Annotated in this window: 13 protein-coding genes and 1 tRNA gene; 2 read left to right on the top strand and 12 right to left on the bottom strand. The window is 62.5% G+C overall.

Annotated elements, in window-relative coordinates; translation table 11 throughout:
* Nucleotides 1–113: 113 nt before the first annotated feature.
* From N8H71_RS26765 to gabD, 3 genes are all read right to left on the bottom strand, one after another.
* On the bottom strand, nt 114–1,325 hold the full coding sequence (locus tag N8H71_RS26765; protein ID WP_262196297.1) for a response regulator: 1,212 nt from the start codon (nt 1,323–1,325) through the stop codon (nt 114–116).
* Nucleotides 1,326–1,466: 141 nt separating this feature from the next.
* Nucleotides 1,467–2,744, bottom strand: coding sequence for a 4-aminobutyrate--2-oxoglutarate transaminase (gabT, locus tag N8H71_RS26760; protein ID WP_262196296.1), 1,278 nt, complete (start codon nt 2,742–2,744; stop codon nt 1,467–1,469).
* A gap of 186 nt (nt 2,745–2,930) precedes the next feature.
* Nucleotides 2,931–4,373: an NADP-dependent succinate-semialdehyde dehydrogenase gene (gene gabD / locus N8H71_RS26755; RefSeq protein ID WP_011331898.1), complete on the bottom strand. Its 1,443-nt coding sequence runs from the start codon at nt 4,371–4,373 to the stop codon at nt 2,931–2,933.
* Between the two features lie 442 nt (nt 4,374–4,815).
* Here gabD and N8H71_RS26750 point away from each other — a divergent pair.
* Nucleotides 4,816–4,892, top strand: a tRNA-Arg gene (locus N8H71_RS26750).
* Between the two features lie 67 nt (nt 4,893–4,959).
* Here N8H71_RS26750 and N8H71_RS26745 read toward each other — a convergent pair.
* From N8H71_RS26745 to N8H71_RS26725, 5 genes are all read right to left on the bottom strand, one after another.
* Complete coding sequence (locus tag N8H71_RS26745) at nt 4,960–5,229, bottom strand: hypothetical protein (protein ID WP_011331897.1); 270 nt, start codon at nt 5,227–5,229, stop codon at nt 4,960–4,962.
* A 20-nt stretch (nt 5,230–5,249) separates the two neighbouring features.
* A complete protein-coding gene (locus N8H71_RS26740) occupies nt 5,250–5,852 on the bottom strand; it encodes a hypothetical protein (RefSeq protein WP_262196294.1) in 603 nt (200 codons plus the stop codon).
* Nucleotides 5,849–6,430 (bottom strand): RNA polymerase sigma factor, encoded by a 582-nt coding sequence (locus N8H71_RS26735; RefSeq protein ID WP_262196298.1) that lies wholly within the window; start codon nt 6,428–6,430, stop codon nt 5,849–5,851. The genes N8H71_RS26740 and N8H71_RS26735 overlap by 4 nt, the downstream gene beginning before the upstream one ends.
* A gap of 29 nt (nt 6,431–6,459) precedes the next feature.
* On the bottom strand, nt 6,460–8,151 hold the full coding sequence (locus N8H71_RS26730; protein WP_262196293.1) for a vWA domain-containing protein: 1,692 nt from the start codon (nt 8,149–8,151) through the stop codon (nt 6,460–6,462).
* Nucleotides 8,152–8,238: 87 nt separating this feature from the next.
* Nucleotides 8,239–8,799, bottom strand: a complete 561-nt coding sequence (locus N8H71_RS26725) for a YbhB/YbcL family Raf kinase inhibitor-like protein (protein WP_007957638.1) — start codon at nt 8,797–8,799, stop codon at nt 8,239–8,241.
* Between the two features lie 139 nt (nt 8,800–8,938).
* On the opposite strand from N8H71_RS26725, the gene N8H71_RS26720 reads away from it, so the two are divergent.
* Entirely contained in the window at nt 8,939–10,474 is a 1,536-nt protein-coding gene (locus N8H71_RS26720; RefSeq protein WP_262196292.1) for an apoptosis inducing factor family protein, read from the top strand.
* Here the strand turns inward: N8H71_RS26720 and pgaD are convergent.
* From pgaD to pgaA, 4 genes are read right to left on the bottom strand one after another with little or no spacing between them, the layout of a single operon-like run.
* On the bottom strand, nt 10,467–11,000 hold the full coding sequence (gene pgaD, locus N8H71_RS26715; protein WP_262196291.1) for a poly-beta-1,6-N-acetyl-D-glucosamine biosynthesis protein PgaD: 534 nt from the start codon (nt 10,998–11,000) through the stop codon (nt 10,467–10,469). The two genes, N8H71_RS26720 and pgaD, sit on opposite strands and share 8 nt — an antisense overlap.
* Complete coding sequence (pgaC, locus tag N8H71_RS26710) at nt 10,997–12,352, bottom strand: poly-beta-1,6-N-acetyl-D-glucosamine synthase (RefSeq protein WP_262196290.1); 1,356 nt, start codon at nt 12,350–12,352, stop codon at nt 10,997–10,999. The genes pgaD and pgaC overlap by 4 nt, the downstream gene beginning before the upstream one ends.
* Nucleotide 12,353: 1 nt before the next feature.
* Nucleotides 12,354–14,351 (bottom strand): poly-beta-1,6-N-acetyl-D-glucosamine N-deacetylase PgaB, encoded by a 1,998-nt coding sequence (gene pgaB / locus N8H71_RS26705; RefSeq protein ID WP_262196289.1) that lies wholly within the window; start codon nt 14,349–14,351, stop codon nt 12,354–12,356.
* Between the two features lie 12 nt (nt 14,352–14,363).
* Nucleotides 14,364–16,844, bottom strand: coding sequence for a poly-beta-1,6 N-acetyl-D-glucosamine export porin PgaA (pgaA, locus tag N8H71_RS26700; protein WP_262196288.1), 2,481 nt, complete (start codon nt 16,842–16,844; stop codon nt 14,364–14,366).
* Nucleotides 16,845–17,100: the final 256 nt, after the last annotated feature.

Raw genomic sequence — 17,100 nt, 5'->3', positions numbered from 1 at the left:
GACTAGTCGTCGGCAGCGTCAGATGTGTATAAGAGACAGAGTCAACATAGCGCTGACTGGCATACCGCTTTCGCGAGCAAGCTCGCTCCCACAGGGATTCGTAGTGCGCGCGGTTATTTACGCATCCGCATCAGCTCCGGCAAGCCGATCTTGAGCAAGCGCGCCGTACGGCTCTTCGCCAGCTCCTCAACGCCTTCATGCTCGGTCAGCCGCGCCATCTGCGCCGCCATGTTCATCACCAGCGCCTCGCGGGAATACACCCCGCCACCGAGCTGGTAGACCGAGGCAATCAACTCGCGCAACTCCAGCGGCAGGCGCCAGCGGGTGCGCAACGCCGAGCCGTACGCCGCACCGAATTCGGCCAGCGCATCGCCGACTTCCTCCAGTTCATCCAGCTCGCCACCGGCCTGCTTCCACTCCTGCAGACAACGCAGCAATGCAAGATCACCGAGACGATGGAGCATCCCGGCGCAGTAGCAGCGCTCCTGATCCAGATCGAGCAGCCGCGCCAAGGTGCGGGCGTACTCGGCGGTGTGCAGCGACAGGCCCCAATAGCGCTCGGCATAGTCGGCCAGACATGGATCGCTCAGTTTCGCGCTGCGTTTGAGCGCCAACCCGAGAATGAGATTCATGCTTTGCCCGGTGCCCAGTCGATGTAACGCTTGGGCCAGCGTCTGCACCGGCGCTCCGTGGTGCTGCGCGGCGCTGTTGGCGGCGGCAATCAACACGGCGGTGATCTGCGGATCGGTGCGAATTTCCTCTTCCAGCAGCTTCAGGTCCAGCCCGTTGGGATTGAGGCTGCGTTTGACCGCCACCTGCACGTCAGTCATCAGCGGTGCGCCGTCGGCCTGTTCGCGGCGGCGTTCGAGGAACACCGAGAGGGTCATGCCGGGTGCCAGCGCCGGTACTTCACAGAACACTTCTTCGCCGGCGTTCAGCAGCAATCCCTGCAAACGCTCGGTCAGGCTTTCCATGTTCAGGGGTTTGGCCAGGTAGGCGGTGGGCGCCAGCGGCAGGGCTTCGCGCACGCTGGCGCTGTCGTTGCGGCTGCTCATCAAAATAAACGGCAGCGGCGGGTTGCGTTTGCGCTGGCGGACACTGCGCAACACGCTCAAGCCATCGACGCCGGGCAACTCCCAGTCGACGATCGCCAGGTCATAGGGCACTTCGCTGAGCAGCGACATCGCCTCCTGCCCATCGGCGCACAGGTCCAGCCGCGCATCGCAGCGCACATTCAGCAACACTTGTTTGAGCAGGTCACGCGACCAAGGATCGGCCTCGGCAATCAGCACTCGGGGTACAGCGGGTAATTCGACGGCAGTCATGCTCGCCCTCCCTTGCAATGCTTGAACCTTAGCCAATGCTGGCGTTTCGGTACAACCTGAAAACCGCGCAAGTGTTTTTCCAGGCATGAAAAAACCCGCCGAAGCGGGTTTTTTGTCGATCCGATCACACGGTGCTACGGATTACAGCTCCGAGAAGCACTCTTCGATGATCGCCAGGCCTTTGTCCAGTTGCTCGTCCGGCGAGGTCAGCGGTACCAGGACGCGCAGAACGTTGCCGTAGGTGCCGCAGGACAGCAGGATCAGGCCCTTGTCACGCGCCTTGGCCACGACAGCAGCGACTGCAGTCGGGTTTGGCTTGTGGCTGTCGCCGTTTTCGAACAGCTCGACTGCGATCATCGCGCCCAGGGCACGGACTTCGCCGATCACCGGGTACTTGGCCTGGATGGCTTTCAGGCCAGTGACCAGACGCTCGCCGACAGCCTTGCAGCGGTCCAGCAGTTTTTCTTCTTCGAACACTTCCATCACAGCCAGGGCCGCGGCACAAGCGATCGGGCTACCGGCGTAGGTGCCGCCCAGGCCGCCTGGAGCGATGGCGTCCATGTATTCGGCCTTGCCGCATACACCGGCCAGCGGGAAGCCGCCAGCGATGGATTTGGCGAAGGTGGTCAGGTCGGCAGCAACGCCCATCTGTTCCATGGCGAAGAAGGTGCCGGTACGGCCAGCGCCGGTCTGCACTTCGTCAGCGATCAGCAGGATGCCGTGCTGGTCGCACAGGGCGCGCAGACGCTTCATGAATGCTTGAGGCGCGACGTAGAAACCACCTTCACCCTGCACAGGCTCGATGATGATCGCGGCGATGTCTTTCGGCTCGGCGTCGTTCTTGAAGATGCGCTCGATGGAAGCGATCGAGTCGTCGATGCTCACGCCGTGCAGTTCGTTCGGGTACAGCGCGCGGAAGATGCCGCCTGGCATCAGGCCCATGCCGGCCGAGTAAGGCACGACTTTACCAGTCAGGCCCAGGGTCATCATGGTGCGACCGTGGTAAGCGCCGGTGAAGGCGATCACGCCAGCGCGGCCAGTGGCGGCACGAGCGATTTTCACGGCGTTTTCAACGGCTTCGGAACCGGTGGTCACCAGCAGGGTTTTCTTGGCGAAGTCGCCCGGTACGCGAGCGTTGATTTTCTCGCACAGCTCAACGTACGGCTCGTAAGCCAGAACCTGGAAGCAGGTGTGGGTCAGCTTGTTCAGCTGCTCGGTCACGGCGGCGATGATTTTCGGGTGCACGTGGCCGGTGTTCAGTACGGCGATACCGCCGGCGAAGTCGATAAATTCACGACCTTCAACGTCGGTCACGGTCGCGTTCTTCGCGGACTCGGCGAAGATCGGGTGAATCTGGCCAACACCACGTGGAACAGCAGCGGTACGGCGGGCCATCAAGTCAGCGTTAGTCTTGCTCATTACAGTCCTCATTCGCCGCTCATCGGGCGGCGTGGTTCAAGGATAAAGCGGGAGGAATCGGCGGTGGCAGCATGCGATGATCGACTGCCACGGCGTTCCCGGCCGCAGAGAAAATTCCGGTTTGAAACGACGCAAAGGGACAGCGCTCTCGTGCCCTTTGCGTTTACAGCGATCTTCTACCGAGGCTTAGATGCCCAGGCAGAGGTATTTGATTTCCAGGTAATCTTCGATGCCGTACTTGGAGCCTTCACGGCCCAGGCCCGAGGCCTTGATGCCGCCGAACGGCGCGACTTCGTTGGAGATCAGCCCGGTGTTGACGCCGACCATGCCGTATTCCAGGGCTTCCGCCACGCGGAACACACGGCCCAGGTCGCGAGCGTAGAAGTACGAGGCCAGACCGAACTCGGTGTCGTTCGACATCGCGATCACGTCGGCTTCGTCTTTGAAGCGGAACAGTGGCGCCAGCGGACCGAAGGTTTCTTCCTTGGCCACCGCCGCGTCTTTCGGCACGTTGGTCAGGATGGTCGGCTCGAAGAAGTTGCCTTCCATCGGCTTGCCACCGGCCAGAACGGTAGCGCCTTTGCTCACCGCGTCAGCGATGTGCTCTTGCACCTTGGCCACGGCTTTCTCGTCGATCAGCGGGCCAGTGGTGGTGCCTTCTTCCAGACCGTTGCCGATCTTCAGCTTGGCGACTGCCACTTTCAGCTTCTCGGCGAACGCGTCGTAGACCGAATCCTGAATGTACAGACGGTTGGCGCAGACGCAGGTCTGGCCGTTGTTGCGGTACTTGGAAATGATCGCGCCTTCGACGGCCTTATCCAGGTCCGCGTCGTCGAACACGATGAACGGCGCGTTACCGCCCAGTTCCAGCGAGACTTTCTTGATGTCCTTGGCGCATTCCGACATCAGCTGACGACCGATTTCGGTCGAGCCGGTGAAGGACAGTTTGCGCACGATCGGGTTGCTGGTCAGCTCGCTGCCGATGTCGCCGGCGCTGCCGGACACCACGCTGAACACACCTTTGGGAATGCCGGCGCGCTGGGCCAGTTCGGCCAGGGCGAAGGCGGAGAACGGGGTTTGCGAAGCAGGCTTGAGCACCATGGTGCAACCGGCGGCCAGCGCAGGACCTGCTTTACGGGTGATCATCGCCGCCGGGAAGTTCCACGGGGTGATGGCGGCGGTCACGCCGATCGGTTGCTTGATCACGATCAGGCGCTTGTCCGGCTGGTGGCCCGGAATCACGTCGCCGTAGATGCGCTTGGCTTCTTCGGCGAACCACTCGATGAACGAAGCGGCGTAAACGATTTCGCCCTTGGCTTCGGCCAGCGGCTTGCCCTGCTCGAGGGTCATCAGGCGAGCGAGGTCGTCCTGGTTCTCGATCATCAGCTCGAACCAGCGACGCAGTTTGCCTGCTCGCTCCTTGGCGGTCAGTGCACGCCAGGCCGGCAGCGCCTTGTCGGCGGCTTCGATGGCGCGGCGGGTTTCGGCAGCGCCCATTTTCGGCACGGTGCCCAGAATTTCGCCGGTGGCCGGGTTGTTGACCTTGATCGTCTGACCGTTGTCCGCGTCGACCCATGCGCCATCGATGAAGGCTTGCTGGCGGAACAACTGGGTGTCTTTAAGCTGCATGTCGGCTTTCCTTAACAGCACCGCGCAAGGCGCGGAGCAAAATTATGATTGTAGAAAGGCGCCTCGCAAGGCTGCCGTCAGGGAAATCATTCACCGGGCTGGCATATAGATAGCGCACGACTCAAAACGTGTGCGGCTCAGCACCTGGATAAGGAGCGTTTGAAATCTCAAACGAATCCTAGGTTCAAAGGGGTTGAAGGACAATAGGGCGTTCGAAAAAAAGAACAAAAACGCCGCTTTTGCTGGATTTTTCAGATCAACGAGCAACAACGCCTCGCCGCAGCAAAACCATAGTTCAGTCCCGTCAAAGCGCCAAGCGAGCCTTTTGCAGGACGTTACAGCTTTACGGAATGCTTCGTTTCAACCGACACGCGCACTGACAAATAAGCGCCAAAACCCGGCATGGACGCCCCGAGCCGACCTAGGTATGATGTCGCCCGCTGCACCAGTAGCTCAGCTGGATAGAGTACTGCCCTCCGAAGGCAGGGGTCGTGGGTTCGAATCCCGCCTGGTGCGCCATTGATTTAAACGAGAAAGCCCCGGACTGTGATGGTCCGGGGCTTTTTTGTGCCTGCCGACTGGCGACTCACTCCGTCGTCCAGTCAAACTCGTCATATTCATCATCGTCTTCTTCGTCCTCGATCAAGTCATCATCGAGTACGTCTTCCTCCAGATCCTCTTCGGCCTGTTTGGCCAGAAGAAACTCCTTGCGACTCTCCGTCACTGCCCGCCGCAGTTCCTCACCCTTCACCGGGCAGTTGAGCATTTGGGCGATGCGGTCGATTTTTTGGGCCACGGCATCCTCCAGCGCATCGGCAATGACCCGATAGTGCGCGTTTTTGCGGGTCAATGCCAAATGGCGGATGGCTCATACGGTCAGTTCTTGCGGATTTTTTCCAGTCGCAGGTCGAGATTCACGTTCGGGTAGCGCTTGTGCAGGTTGTTGAACAGGCTGTCGGCCGCTTGCGACTGGCCGGACTCGCGCAGGCGCAGGACTTCGCGCAGTTGCTCGTCGAGACCGTTGACCGGGGCGGCGGCGCGCTTGCTGACCTTGGCTTCGTCCGCCGTGTCGGCGCTGATCGACTCGCTCTGCATCGGCGCCGCCATTTCCACCATTGGTGCGGGAGCTGGCGCGGAAAGCGCGCCGGCGGGAGCCGACAGCGATCGGGCCTCTTGACGGCTCACAGGCGCAGCCGGTTTCGCAGCAGGGGCGAAATCGTATTGAGCCACGGGTTCCGGCGCGCGTTGCACCAGCGACAGCATCAGCGCGATGCCGACCAGACTGGCAAAAGCCACCTGGTAGCGCGGTTTCTGGCAGGCCTTGAGCCAGCGTTGCCACAGGTTTTGCCGTGGTGCCGGGGTTTCGCGGCGGGCGGCGTTGAGGATCAGCGCATCGAGATGCGCTGGCGGCTCGGCGTTGTGCTGTTCGCGCACATGCTTGAGCAGTTGCTCTTCGGGTGTCGGGCGGGCGTCCGTCATGTCAGTACCTCCTCGGCCAGCAGCCGACGCAGTTTTTGCTGGGCGTAGCGCAAGCGGCTCTTGACGGTTTCCAGCGGTGTTTCGGTGAGGCTGGCGATTTGCGCCAGGTCGAGGTCGCCGTGGGCACGCAGCAGGAACACTTCGCGCTGGTCGGCGGGCAAGGATTGCAGGGCGCTCTCCAGGCGCTGGCTGTCGCGGCTGAGGTTGAGCAGTTGTTCGGGATCGGAGGCGTCGTCGCTGACGGCGTGGGTTTGCTCGTCGTAGCTGTCATGCAGCGGTTGCCGGGCGCCGTGTTTGCGCCAGTGGTCGATCAGGCGATTGCGGGCAATCTGGAACAGCCATGTACGAAAGGTCGCCCGGCCCTGTGGCTGACTGGCACTGCGGATCAAGCTCAGCCAGGTCTCCTGGAACACCTCGTCGGCCAGTTCCGGTTTGCCGCTCAAACCGAGCAGAAACCGGTAAAGACTCTGCCGATGGCGGGCGTACAGGATCTCGAACGCCTTGCCGTCACCCTCGCGATAACGGGCCAGCAGCGACTCGTCGCTGCTGGCCTCAAGGGTGTCTGCAGAAGCAAACAGCTGTGTGATGAAGCCTTTGAGGCGGCTCACTATTCAATCCGTCGCTCAGTGGACAGTGCGTTGGAGGCGGTGGAGGTACGCAGACTCTGCGCCAGTTCAACCAGCTGCACGAACTCGTTGCGCAGGCCGAAGCGGTCATCGCCACGGGCACCTCGCGCCAGGGCTTCGGTGTCCTTCAAGCTGAATTCGCCGGTGTAACGGCCGTCCTTGAGTTGCTGGGAAAACGCGGCGACGGCGGCAGCAAAACGCAGGTCTTCACTGGCCGGCGCCACCTGATTGGCAATCGGCCGCTCGATCAGCAGACTTTTCCCACCCTCAGGCTTTTGATATCGCACACGCAGCATTGCCAATTCTCCTTTCTTCTCGGAAACAACCGCGTCGGTTTTTCCATAGCGCAGCGGTTCCAGCCAGCCCTTCTTGCCTGTCGGGACAATTTCATACAACGCCGTCACCGTATGGCCTGCACCGATTTCACCGGCATCGACCTTGTCATTGCTGAAATCCTCACGCTTCAGTGCGCGGTTTTCGTAGCCGAGCAGCCGGTATTCGCTAACTTGCGCCGGATTGAACTCGACCTGCAACTTGACGTTTTTCGCCACCACGGCGAGGGTCGAACCGAGTTGATCCACCAGCACCTTGCGCGCTTCGCGCAAGTTGTCGATGTAGGCGTAGTTGCCGTCACCGGCATCGGCCAGTTGTTCCATCAGGTGTTCATTGTAGTTATCCACACCGAAACCCAGGGTGGTCAGGGAAATCCCGGTCTTGCGTTTATCCACAGCCATTTGTTTCAGGCTGTCGAAGTCGCTGATGCCGACGTTGAAGTCGCCGTCGGTGGCCAGCAGGATGCGGTTGATGCCTTTGGGGATGAACGCCTGCTGCGCCATCTGATAAGCCAACTCGATGCCTGAAGCGCCAGCGGTCGAGCCGCCGGCGCTCAATTGCTCGATGGCTGTGCGAATTTTCGCCTTTTCCCGTCCGGAAGTCGGCTCCAGCACCACTCTGGATTCGCCGGCATACACCACCAGCGATACCCGATCTTGCTCGCGCAATTGATCGACCAGCAATTTCAGGGTGCTTTTGACCAGCGGCAAACCTTCACGGCGGTCCATCGAGCCGGACACATCCACCAGAAACACCAGATTGGCTGGGGCCAGTTCCGCCACTGCACGGTCGGACGCCTTGATGCCGATACGCAGCAAGCGGGTGTGCGGGTTCCACGGTGAAGCGGCCAGTTCGGTGGTCACGCCAAAGGGCGAGCCATCGCTCGGCAGCGCGTAGTCGTAGGGAAAGTAATTGACCATCTCTTCCAGCCGCACCGCGCCTTCCGGCGGCAGTCGACCTTGATTAAGCAGTCGCCGCACATTGGCGTAGGCGCCGGTGTCGACGTCAGCGCTAAAGGTCGAGACCGGGGTTTCGGTGACGCTGTGGATCGGGTTGTCGGCCAGCTTGGCGTACTGTTCGCGCTGTTCGTCGCGATAGCCTTGTGGATAACTTTCACCGGCCGGCATCGGTGCAAAACGGGCGATCGGTGCCGCCAGTGCACTGCGCTTGGCCATCGCGCTATCGGCCATGACCGCTTCAGGCTGCACGGAGGATTTCAGTTCGGTCTGCGCCGGAGGCGGCGCGACGGTGGTTTCCGGGCTGGAGGAAACACCGCAACCGGCAACCACCAGCAACACACTGGCAGCAAGGGGGCGCAGAAGCGTGGAAGGAAGGGACATGGGGGCTGACCTCGGGGAAGAATTGATCCATTCATCCCCTGAGACGGGCAGCCCTTTCAGTTCGGGTTAAACCTCGCCGAAATTTTTTCAGCGGTGATAACGCCGCACCGCACTGCTGTTGCGCAGCACGTGGCCTTTGATCTTTTCCATCAGCTGGGCGCGGGTCAGGCCGGCAGGCAAGGCGTCCGGGGCCAGATCCAGGGCATAGATCTGAATGATGTAGTGGTGCGCACTGTCGCCGACCGGTGGGCATGGGCCGATGTAGCTGGTGGTGCCTTTGCTGTTGGTGCCACCGACACCTTCAAGGGCCGATTTGGCGCCGACACCGGCCGGAATCTGCCGGGTCGTGGCCTTGATCCCGTAGTGAACCCAGTGATCGACGCCCGCACCTTTCTGGCCGTCCGGATCGTGCATGACGATGGCGTAGCTCAGGGTTCCGCTGGGGCCTGCGTTCCAGCTCAGGGCCGGCGACTGGTTCTTGCCGCCGCAGCCGGCCGCATCGCTGGCCGCCGCCGAGGTGAACAGACGGTTATCCGACACACCGGGAATGCTGAGGGTGAAACGCTCCTGGGCCTGCGCCGGAAACTGCACGCAAAGGGCGACGGCAACGGCCGCCAGCCAAGGGTTGAGAGAGGTCAATCGGGTCATTCCGGGAGCACCTTGTGCAGTTGGGCCTTCGTCGGCCTGCAAACTATAGCCGTACCGTTCGTGCCGTGGCAGTGGGAAATGGCTGAACCTCGCAATGCGGCCCAAACTCGTAAGAGAAATGCCTGTGAGGAGCACGACCATGACCCTGCACCGTGTCGCCCGTTTCGCCGATGTGCCTGAAGACCGTGGGCTGGAGGTGCAAATCGGCGACTGCAAGATCGTCCTGCTGCGCGCCGCCGCCCAGTTGCGCGCCTTTCAGGGGGAATGCCCGCATGCCGGCGCGCCGCTGGCGGATGGCGCGTTGTGCCATGGCCGACTGATCTGCCCGTGGCACAAGGCGGCCTTTCGCGTGGAAGACGGCGCTCTCTGCGAGCCTCCGGCGCTGGACAGCCTCAAGCGCTATCCGCTGGAACTGCGCGGCGACGAGGTGTGGGTCGATGACCAGCCGTTGCCGTTGCCGGACCCGCACACCCCGCCACAGGACGATCCGCGCACCTTTGTCATCGTCGGCGCCGGTGCCGGGGGAACGGCCTGTGCCGCCGCCCTGCGGGAAAAAGGCTTCGGCGGGCGGATCGTGCTGATCGACCGCGAGCCGGACGCCGGCTACGACCGCACGGTGCTGAGCAAATTCGTGCTGTCCGGGGAAATGCCGACGCCGGAAACCCCGCCCCTGCGCGATGACGATTTTTACCGCGAACAACACATCAACCGGGTTTCAGGCGAAGTCACCGGGCTCGATATCGATACCAAAACCCTTCACCTGAGCGATGGCCGCACACTGAATTACAGCGCGGCGGTGCTGGCCACCGGTGCAACGCCCAACGCGCTGGAACTGCCCGGCGCCGAACTGCCCCAAGTGTTTGTCCTGCGCTCCAAAGCCCAGGCGCAATCCATCATGGACGCCACCCAACCCGGCCAGCGTGCAGTCATCATCGGCGACAGTTTCATTGCGCTCGAATGCGCTTCGGCCCTGCGCCAGCACGGTCTCGAGGTGACGGTGCTGGCGCGTCACGCGATTCCATTCGCAGCGCAGTTCGGTGAAGCCGTCGGCAAAGCAATCCGGGCGCTGCATGAAGAAAACGGCGTGAAATTCATCACTGATCACGAAGCCAGAGAGATCACCGGCGACGGCAAGGTCGAGGCGGTGTTGCTCAACAACGGCCTGCGCCTGTCGGCAGATCTGGTGTTGGCGGGAATCGGCGTACACCCGGCCACCGAAGCCTTCGGCGACCTACGCCGCGAGAAGGACCAATCACTGTTGGTCGATGCCAGCCTGCGTGTCGCCGACAGCCTGTGGGCCATTGGCGATATCGCCACCTTCCCGTTGAACGGCCAGCCACAGCGAATCGAGCACTGGCGCCTGGCCCAGCAGCACGCGCGGATCGTCGCCGCGAACCTGCTCGGAGGCGATGAGCATTACCTCGACGTGCCGTATTTCTGGACCTGGCATTTCGGCCGCAACTACGACTATCTCGGTCATGCCGAGGCGTGGGATGCAGTCGAATTCATCGGCGAACCCGAACAGCCGCCGTTTATCGGGCTGTTCGGGAGCAAGGGCGTGGTGGTGGCAGCGGTAGCCTGCGAAGAGGAACGAGCGATGGCGCTGCTCGCCGAACGCATGAAGCAACCGCTGCCGATGGAGGAAGCCTGGCGACTGATTCGCGCCCTCAGGTGATCCGGTTCAGCGGCTCGCGGTTGTCGTCGTCCTCGGCGTGCAGAAAAATCACCCGAGGATGTTCCAGTGGCGACAGCGGCGGCGGCAGTTCTTCGGGGTGGACCGGCCACAAATGCGGCACCACATGGCTGACGTCGCCGTCCTGATCATTGTGGATGGTCATCACGCCCGGCCCGCGCAGCTTCTGAAAGCGCTCGTCGCACAGTTTGAAGCTGCGGCTCAGCCCTTCATCGTCGACCACCGGGGATGGCAGGCGGCGCTGGGCGAAGCTTCGGCTCTTGCGTTGCTGATAGCGCGCCCAGCCGATCAGGATCACCGCGTTGACCAGCGCCACCCACAGATAAATCTGCAAGGTGCCGAGGGCTTCGAACGCCGAGTTGTCGATGCGCGGCCCGCCTTCGTGGGTCTCGATCAACGGCCACAGGCCGCGAACCAGCAGGTACAGCAGGCCGACCCAGGCCAGCACCGTGAAGAACGCATCGACCACCACCAGAAACGGCCGTTGGCGGGTCCGGATGATTTTCATTTGATAACCTCCTCTTCATCGTCCCCGATCGGTTTGATACCCCGGTCGGGACTGATCCAGCGCGCACGCTTCTGGTGTTGGCCGAACAATACTTTGGGGAAGCTGACCAGCGTGGTCAGCAGGCTGACGAACCAGAACGCGATCGGGTACCACACCACCCAGAACATGGTCTTGCCCAGGCCCGGCTCGTAACGCCGGTCAATGATGATGCTGACCGCGAACTGCACCAGGCAGACAAACGCCAGCAGCAACCCGGTGAACGCCGGCGGCATGAGGTGATCGACGGCAATGGCTTCAGGCATGACCACGAACTTGCCGACGGCCCAGAAGATCACCGACAACAGGAACGTGAACGCCCAACCGGTCGACAGGCAGTATTCGAACAGCAGCGGCCACAGGTAACGATGGCGGTACTGCCAGATCCCGCGAATGTTCTTGAACAACACTTCGGCGCCGCCCTGGGCCCAGCGCAGACGCTGCTTCCACAGACCGCGCAGGGTTTCCGGCATCAGGATCCAGCACAGGGCACGGGGCTCGTAAAAGATGCTCCAGTGGTCCAGTTGCAGTTTCCAGCTGATGTCGATGTCTTCGGTGATCATGTCCGGGCTCCAGTAGCCGACCCGGTTCAGCGCCGTGCGGCGGAACGCGACGATTACACCCGACACGGTGAAAATCCGCCCGAACACCCGCTGGGTGCGTTTGATCAGCCCGATGATCGACGAGAACTCACCGACCTGAACCCGCCCGACCAATGTCGAACGCGTGCGGATTCGTGGGTTGCCGGTCACCGCACCCAGTCGTGCGTTGTCGAGCATCGGCGCCACAAGGTAAGCGGCGGTGTTCGGCGCCAGCAGCGCGTCACCGTCGATGCACACCAGATATTCACTGCGCGCAGCGATGGCACCCATGCGCAAGGCCACAGCCTTGCCCTGGTTTTCCGCCAGGTGCAGGACGCGCAGCCGTGGATCTTCCTTGGCCAGCGCATCCAGCACTTGTGCGGTGTTGTCCTTGGAACCGTCGTTGATCGCGATGACTTCGATGTTCGGGTAATGCTGCGCCAGCGCCGCGTGGATGGTGTCGGCGGCGTTGTCGCCCTCGTTGTAGCAAGGGATCAGGATCGAAATCAGCGGTTCGCCTTCCAGCGGTGGCGGAAGGGTGTCGTCCTTCCACGGCCAGTGCCGCTCCCAGTGCAGCCAGAAATACAGGCCACCGGAAATCCACAATCCGGACATGAACAGCGGGTAGAAGAACACGAAGTCCATCAGGAATTGCCCGGTGACCAGGAAGATCAGCCCCAGCGGGACGCCGAGGACGATCGCCAGAACAAGCAGGGCCAGCAGTCTATCCAGCATGTCATGGGTTCCATTTGTTGGAGAGCGCAGGCCGCACGGTTTTCAGGTCCGGCAGGTTCTCGAGGAAGTTGTCCGGGTAGTAACCGAAACTGGTGGCGCCCTGGCGCTTGAGGCGGCTCATCCAGTCGGCCAGTTGAGTACCGTCGATATCGGCCTGTTCCTTTTTCGTCCAGTCCCGGGCCTGCAGTTCGAACACCGTGCGATCCAGCGCACCGGGGCGCTGTTTGATCTTCGCCACCAGCGCTTCGAGCCACGGACCGGATTGCGCATGGGTCTGTTTTTCCATGAGCGGCATGGCCATCGGCGCCGTCCAGTCGTAGGTCACGAGGAAGTCGTCGAGGTTCTGCGCGAACCACGCTTCGCTGTGCGGATTGAGCACCGGCTCGGCGAAGATGTTGCGTGCGGTAAGCACTTGCGGGCCACGAATCGCGCGCACCTTGGCGGTCAGTTCGTTGGTGAAGTCGATCAGGTAACGGCTCTTGAAGCGCGTCCAGCGCTGCATCGCCGCCGGATCGTCACGCAGGGCGGCGATCGAGCCCGGCAGGCCGTTGGCGGCATAGGTCTTCAGTGCCTGAGGGCCGGCGTCTTCAAAGTCCGAAAGCACTGCGTCGTCGTGGTAGAGAATGCCATCGACCGAAGTCAGGCGTGCCACGTCTTCGTAGATCTCGCCGATGATCCGCCGCACCTCGGGATCGAACGGCGACAGGCGTTTGTATTGATCCGGGTCGACAGCGGTCGTGCCGGTCTTCGGATCCCAGCGCGTCACCCGTGGCAGCTTCGAATCCAGTTCGAAACTCAGCACCGGCATCCACGCAAAGACCTTCACATGAGCCCGGGTGCGCAATTGCCAGGCGACGCGGTCGAAGAGGTCGGCGCGCATCGGCAGATGACGGTTGGGGAAGTACAGCGAATGCACCAGACCATCACCCTTCGGATCGGCGAAGGCTTGCAGGAACACCGTGTTGGCGCCCATGTCGGCCATGCGCTGGATCAGTTTGCCGAGGTTGATTTCCTGCTGCGCCGGGTCCGGGTCGTAGACGTTGTCCAGATCCACGTGCACGACGCGCATGGTGAAATCCGATTGCACGCCGACCACGCTGTTGGCGAAGTGCTCGCCGTCAGGGTCGGAGGCGACCAGGAAGCGTGGGCCACTCATCAGGTTGTCTAGAGCATCGAGACCGTCATCGAGGGTCAGGGCCATTTCATAGCCTTCCTCGCTGACCACGGTCAGCGACGTGCCGTCCGCCGTCCCGTAAGGCCAGACCCAGATGCGCGGTTTTTTACCGGTGTTCTTGCGGATTTTTTCCGAAATGGCCTGCACGTCAGTGCGGATCCGCGCCTGGAAATCAGCTTCGGATTCGTAGCGTTTGCTCACCGGATCGTAGCGTCGGGTCGCCGCCGCCGGCTGCATGTTGCCTTGCGGGTTGGCGAGGATGCCCTTGTGGCTGGCGTCGGTGTGGGCGGCGATTTCCACCAGGCCCGATTGCGAGATTTCCCGCACCTGAGCCCAGGTCAGGAAGTCCGAGCGCGGACGCGGCGTGCCGGCGAAGTCCACCGGTTGGTTCAGCGGCGTATCGATCCAGGTGCCGACCGGCGCCAACAGCGCATGCCAGTTATAGGCGCGCAACACCGGCAACACGCGGGTGTAGAAGCTTGCGTAACCGTCGTCGAAGCTGAGCAGGATCGCCTTGGGCGGCAGTTCCGGCCCGCCCTTGCGCGCGGCCATGATCTGATCGACCGTCACCGGTTTGTAGTTGTTCTCCCGCAGCCAGGCGAGCTGTTCGAGCAGGCGCTCGGTGCGCACCGCCACCACCGCCTGATCGGGGTCACGGTCTTCGACGTCGTGGTAGGCAATGCCCAGCACGTGGTTTTTCGGCCAGGGCTTTTCATTGGCTGCCACCGGTCGCTCGGACGGCGGCACGAAGGCCGGGGCTTGCTGGGCGCAGGCGCTGACCAGCAGCACTCCCAGCAGAAGGATGAAACGCGAAATCAAAGGCATCTTCAAACTCTTCTAGAAGCGGAAAGTGAGGTCGACGAGCAGACGCAGATCGGTTTCCCGGTCACCGTCATAGGGCCGGTTGATCACGCTGAACAAACCGCCCACCTCGAACACGTCGTTCCAGGCGTAGCGCTGGCCGTAACCGAGCAATGCCATGCCGCCGGTGCCGTGATCACGCTGGCTGTAAGTACCCGCACCGGCCTGGAACTGCTGGCTCCAGACCGTTTCGTAGCGGTGGTACAGGACGTGATTGACGTTCAGCAGCGGCATGACACTGAAGTCCGACTTCGGGTTGAAGTACGGCACGTCATCGGACTTGGAGTTGTGGCTGGTGCCCACTTCCAGGCCCGCATCGACTTGCAGGTTCGGCGCGCTGTAGACGCCCTCTTTTCCGGTCAGCAAGGCTTCGACGCGGTTGTTGCCGTCGCTGAAGTGCGACGGGCTGACCGACAGCCGCCACTCGCGGCTCTCGTTGGCGCGCCAGCGGATGAAACCGCTGCCGCCGTTGGCCTTGATGTCGCTGTTGAGTGCCCGCAACGGGGTCTCGGCCGACAGGTATTCGAGGCTGCCGCCGTATTGCCAGTGATCGTCGATGTCGCGGGCAATCGCCAGGCGCGCACCCTGCTTGTCGCCGAAACCATAGGAATGATTCGACACCTCGGCTTCGAGGGTCACGTCGCGGGTGCGACGCTCCAGACCGACACGCTGGAAGCGATGGTGGCCGGTGCCTTCGGCGAAATCGCCAGTGGCGTATCCGGCCCCGGCGAACACTCGCCAGTCTTCATCGATCGGCGGGCTGTAAAGGGTGGTCTGGATGCCAAAATCCCGGCTGCCGGTGACCGCGCCGGCATCGCCACCGTTGCCGCCGTTGGCCTTGCCGCCGTAGGCTTCGACGCGCAGCTCGGACATGTCGTGCACTTCGCGCTCACGGGCCAGACGCTGGACCTGACGGTTGTCCGGGAAACGCGCTACCACGTCATCGGTCAGCGCATCCATCTGCCGCCATTCCTGCAGGTCCATGGCGGTGCGGGCCTGCGCGATTTCCAGGCCCATGTCGCGCGGCACCATACTCTCGGTTTCCTTGAGCTGGTTTTCCGCGCGGCGCGGCCAGTTGCGGGCCAGGTACAGATCGGCCTGGGCCAGGCGCAGACCGATGTTGCCCGGTGCCTGATCCACCAGAGTCTGCAAGCGCTCTTCGCCGTGAGGCAGGTCGGAACCGTAGGTGCCGGCCTGCGCCGCCAGTTGCTGGGCGTCCATCCATTCGTCGTTGGGGTTGCCGATCGGCAGACCCTTGAGTTCGATGCGCGGTTTCTGTGTCTTCGCCTGATCTTCGGCGACCTTGCGCGCCTCTTCGGCGCGGTCGCTTTCCAGCAGCGAGTAATACAGTGCCGTGGTGTCTTCGAGTCGGTCGCCGACATCGGCGTCCGGCGCCGCCAGCACCTGACGGTAAATATCGGTGGCGATTTCCGGCTGCCGCTGATCCAGATAGGACGCCGCTACCCAGCGCAGGGCGTAAGTCGGGATCTTCACGCCTTCGGCTTGCAGCTTCTGGTATTCGCTGATGACCTCGGCAGTACGCGCCCGGGCCTTGAGCGCGCCCATGCGGTCGATGCGCCAGCGGGTCACGTCGTCGTGGGCGCTGGCGTCCGGGGTCCAGGTGGCGAGCAATTGGTCGTAGTCGGCCAAAGCACGGTCGGCGATCACGTAGCGTTCTTTCTCGCTGCGGGTGGCCAGTTCGGCGAGGCGCACGCGTTCGGCGGCCAGATCGCCTTCCAGACGACGCAAGGTGACGGGATCGATCAGCCCCGGACGCTGCCTGGCCAGGCGCAGCGCCGGTTCCGGCAGACGCGCCTTTTGCAGGGCGACCACGTATTCGCGGGCGACCTCCGGTTTGTTGCCGGCGCGAACGAAAGCCTGGTCGTATTCGAACAACGCGTCGTACGGCTTGCCGGCGCGATTCAGGGCGTAGCCCAGCGCCAGTCGACGGGAAGGGTCATCGGGTTTGGCGGCGACCAGCGAACGGGCACGGATCACCCCTTCATCAGGCTTGCTGGAGTCGGCTTGAGTCAACGCCAGACCCAGTTGCAGGTCGGCGTTGTCCGGCTCCAGCGTCAGGGCCTTGTTGTAGACCTGGATCGCCTGATCCCAACGCTTGAGGTTGCGATAGGCCCTGGCGGTGGCGGTCAGCGCCTGAACCGGCAATGCCCGGCCACGACCCTGGGTCTCGTAGACCTGCACCACTTCGGCGTCGAGCCCGGCCCAGCCGGCGATTTGCAGGTGATCGCTGACCTGGCCGGTAGTGGCCTGGGCCGGCGGCACCTGACGCAGCGCGGTCAACGCAGGCGTGTAATGCCCTGCCCGGGCGTCGAGCACCATTTGATCGTAGGCCGTATCGGCGAACGCGAGCGCCGGCCAGAGCAACTGGCTGCACAGCGCGACTCGAAACAAAGGGCGTAAACCACGATGTAATACGGGAACATCAATACGCGGCATTCGTCAGCATCCTTACATGGCCAGCCGGGTAGCAACGCCCCCCCTTGCCCATTTCGTAACGGAGGCCGAGCAAAAAAACGCTCAGCCAAGCTTATCCAAGCAGTCTTGCACGCAAGCGTAGACCAATATTCAGAACACAATAATTGTTCAGATTCGTGACGATGGATTTCCCGACCGGCCGCAAATCCGGACGCCAGACAGCAAAACGCCCGGCGTCTGGGGGTGCAGAGGCCGGGCGTTTCGTTGTCGCGCGAGG

This window comes from Pseudomonas koreensis, from assembly GCF_025447595.1.
GTDB lineage: Bacteria > Pseudomonadota > Gammaproteobacteria > Pseudomonadales > Pseudomonadaceae > Aquipseudomonas > Aquipseudomonas koreensis_H.
The sequence above is the reverse complement of the archived record's forward strand: the minus strand, read 5'-3'. Positions and strand labels throughout refer to the sequence as shown.

Bases quoted from the DNA above. Each gene is read 5' to 3' on its own strand.
- gabD (WP_011331898.1), bottom strand. From the start codon at position 4,373: ATGCAGCTTAAAGACACCCAGTTGTTCCGCCAGCAAGCCTTCATCGAT.
- pgaA (WP_262196288.1), bottom strand. From the start codon at position 16,844: ATGCCGCGTATTGATGTTCCCGTATTACATCGTGGTTTACGCCCTTTG.
- N8H71_RS26740 (WP_262196294.1), bottom strand. From the start codon at position 5,852: ATGACGGACGCCCGCCCGACACCCGAAGAGCAACTGCTCAAGCATGTG.
- N8H71_RS26765 (WP_262196297.1), bottom strand. From the start codon at position 1,325: ATGACTGCCGTCGAATTACCCGCTGTACCCCGAGTGCTGATTGCCGAG.
- N8H71_RS26725 (WP_007957638.1), bottom strand. From the start codon at position 8,799: ATGACCCGATTGACCTCTCTCAACCCTTGGCTGGCGGCCGTTGCCGTC.
- N8H71_RS26720 (WP_262196292.1), top strand. From the start codon at position 8,939: ATGACCCTGCACCGTGTCGCCCGTTTCGCCGATGTGCCTGAAGACCGT.
- pgaD (WP_262196291.1), bottom strand. From the start codon at position 11,000: ATGAAAATCATCCGGACCCGCCAACGGCCGTTTCTGGTGGTGGTCGAT.
- pgaC (WP_262196290.1), bottom strand. From the start codon at position 12,352: ATGCTGGATAGACTGCTGGCCCTGCTTGTTCTGGCGATCGTCCTCGGC.
- N8H71_RS26730 (WP_262196293.1), bottom strand. From the start codon at position 8,151: ATGTCCCTTCCTTCCACGCTTCTGCGCCCCCTTGCTGCCAGTGTGTTG.
- gabT (WP_262196296.1), bottom strand. From the start codon at position 2,744: ATGAGCAAGACTAACGCTGACTTGATGGCCCGCCGTACCGCTGCTGTT.
- pgaB (WP_262196289.1), bottom strand. From the start codon at position 14,351: ATGCCTTTGATTTCGCGTTTCATCCTTCTGCTGGGAGTGCTGCTGGTC.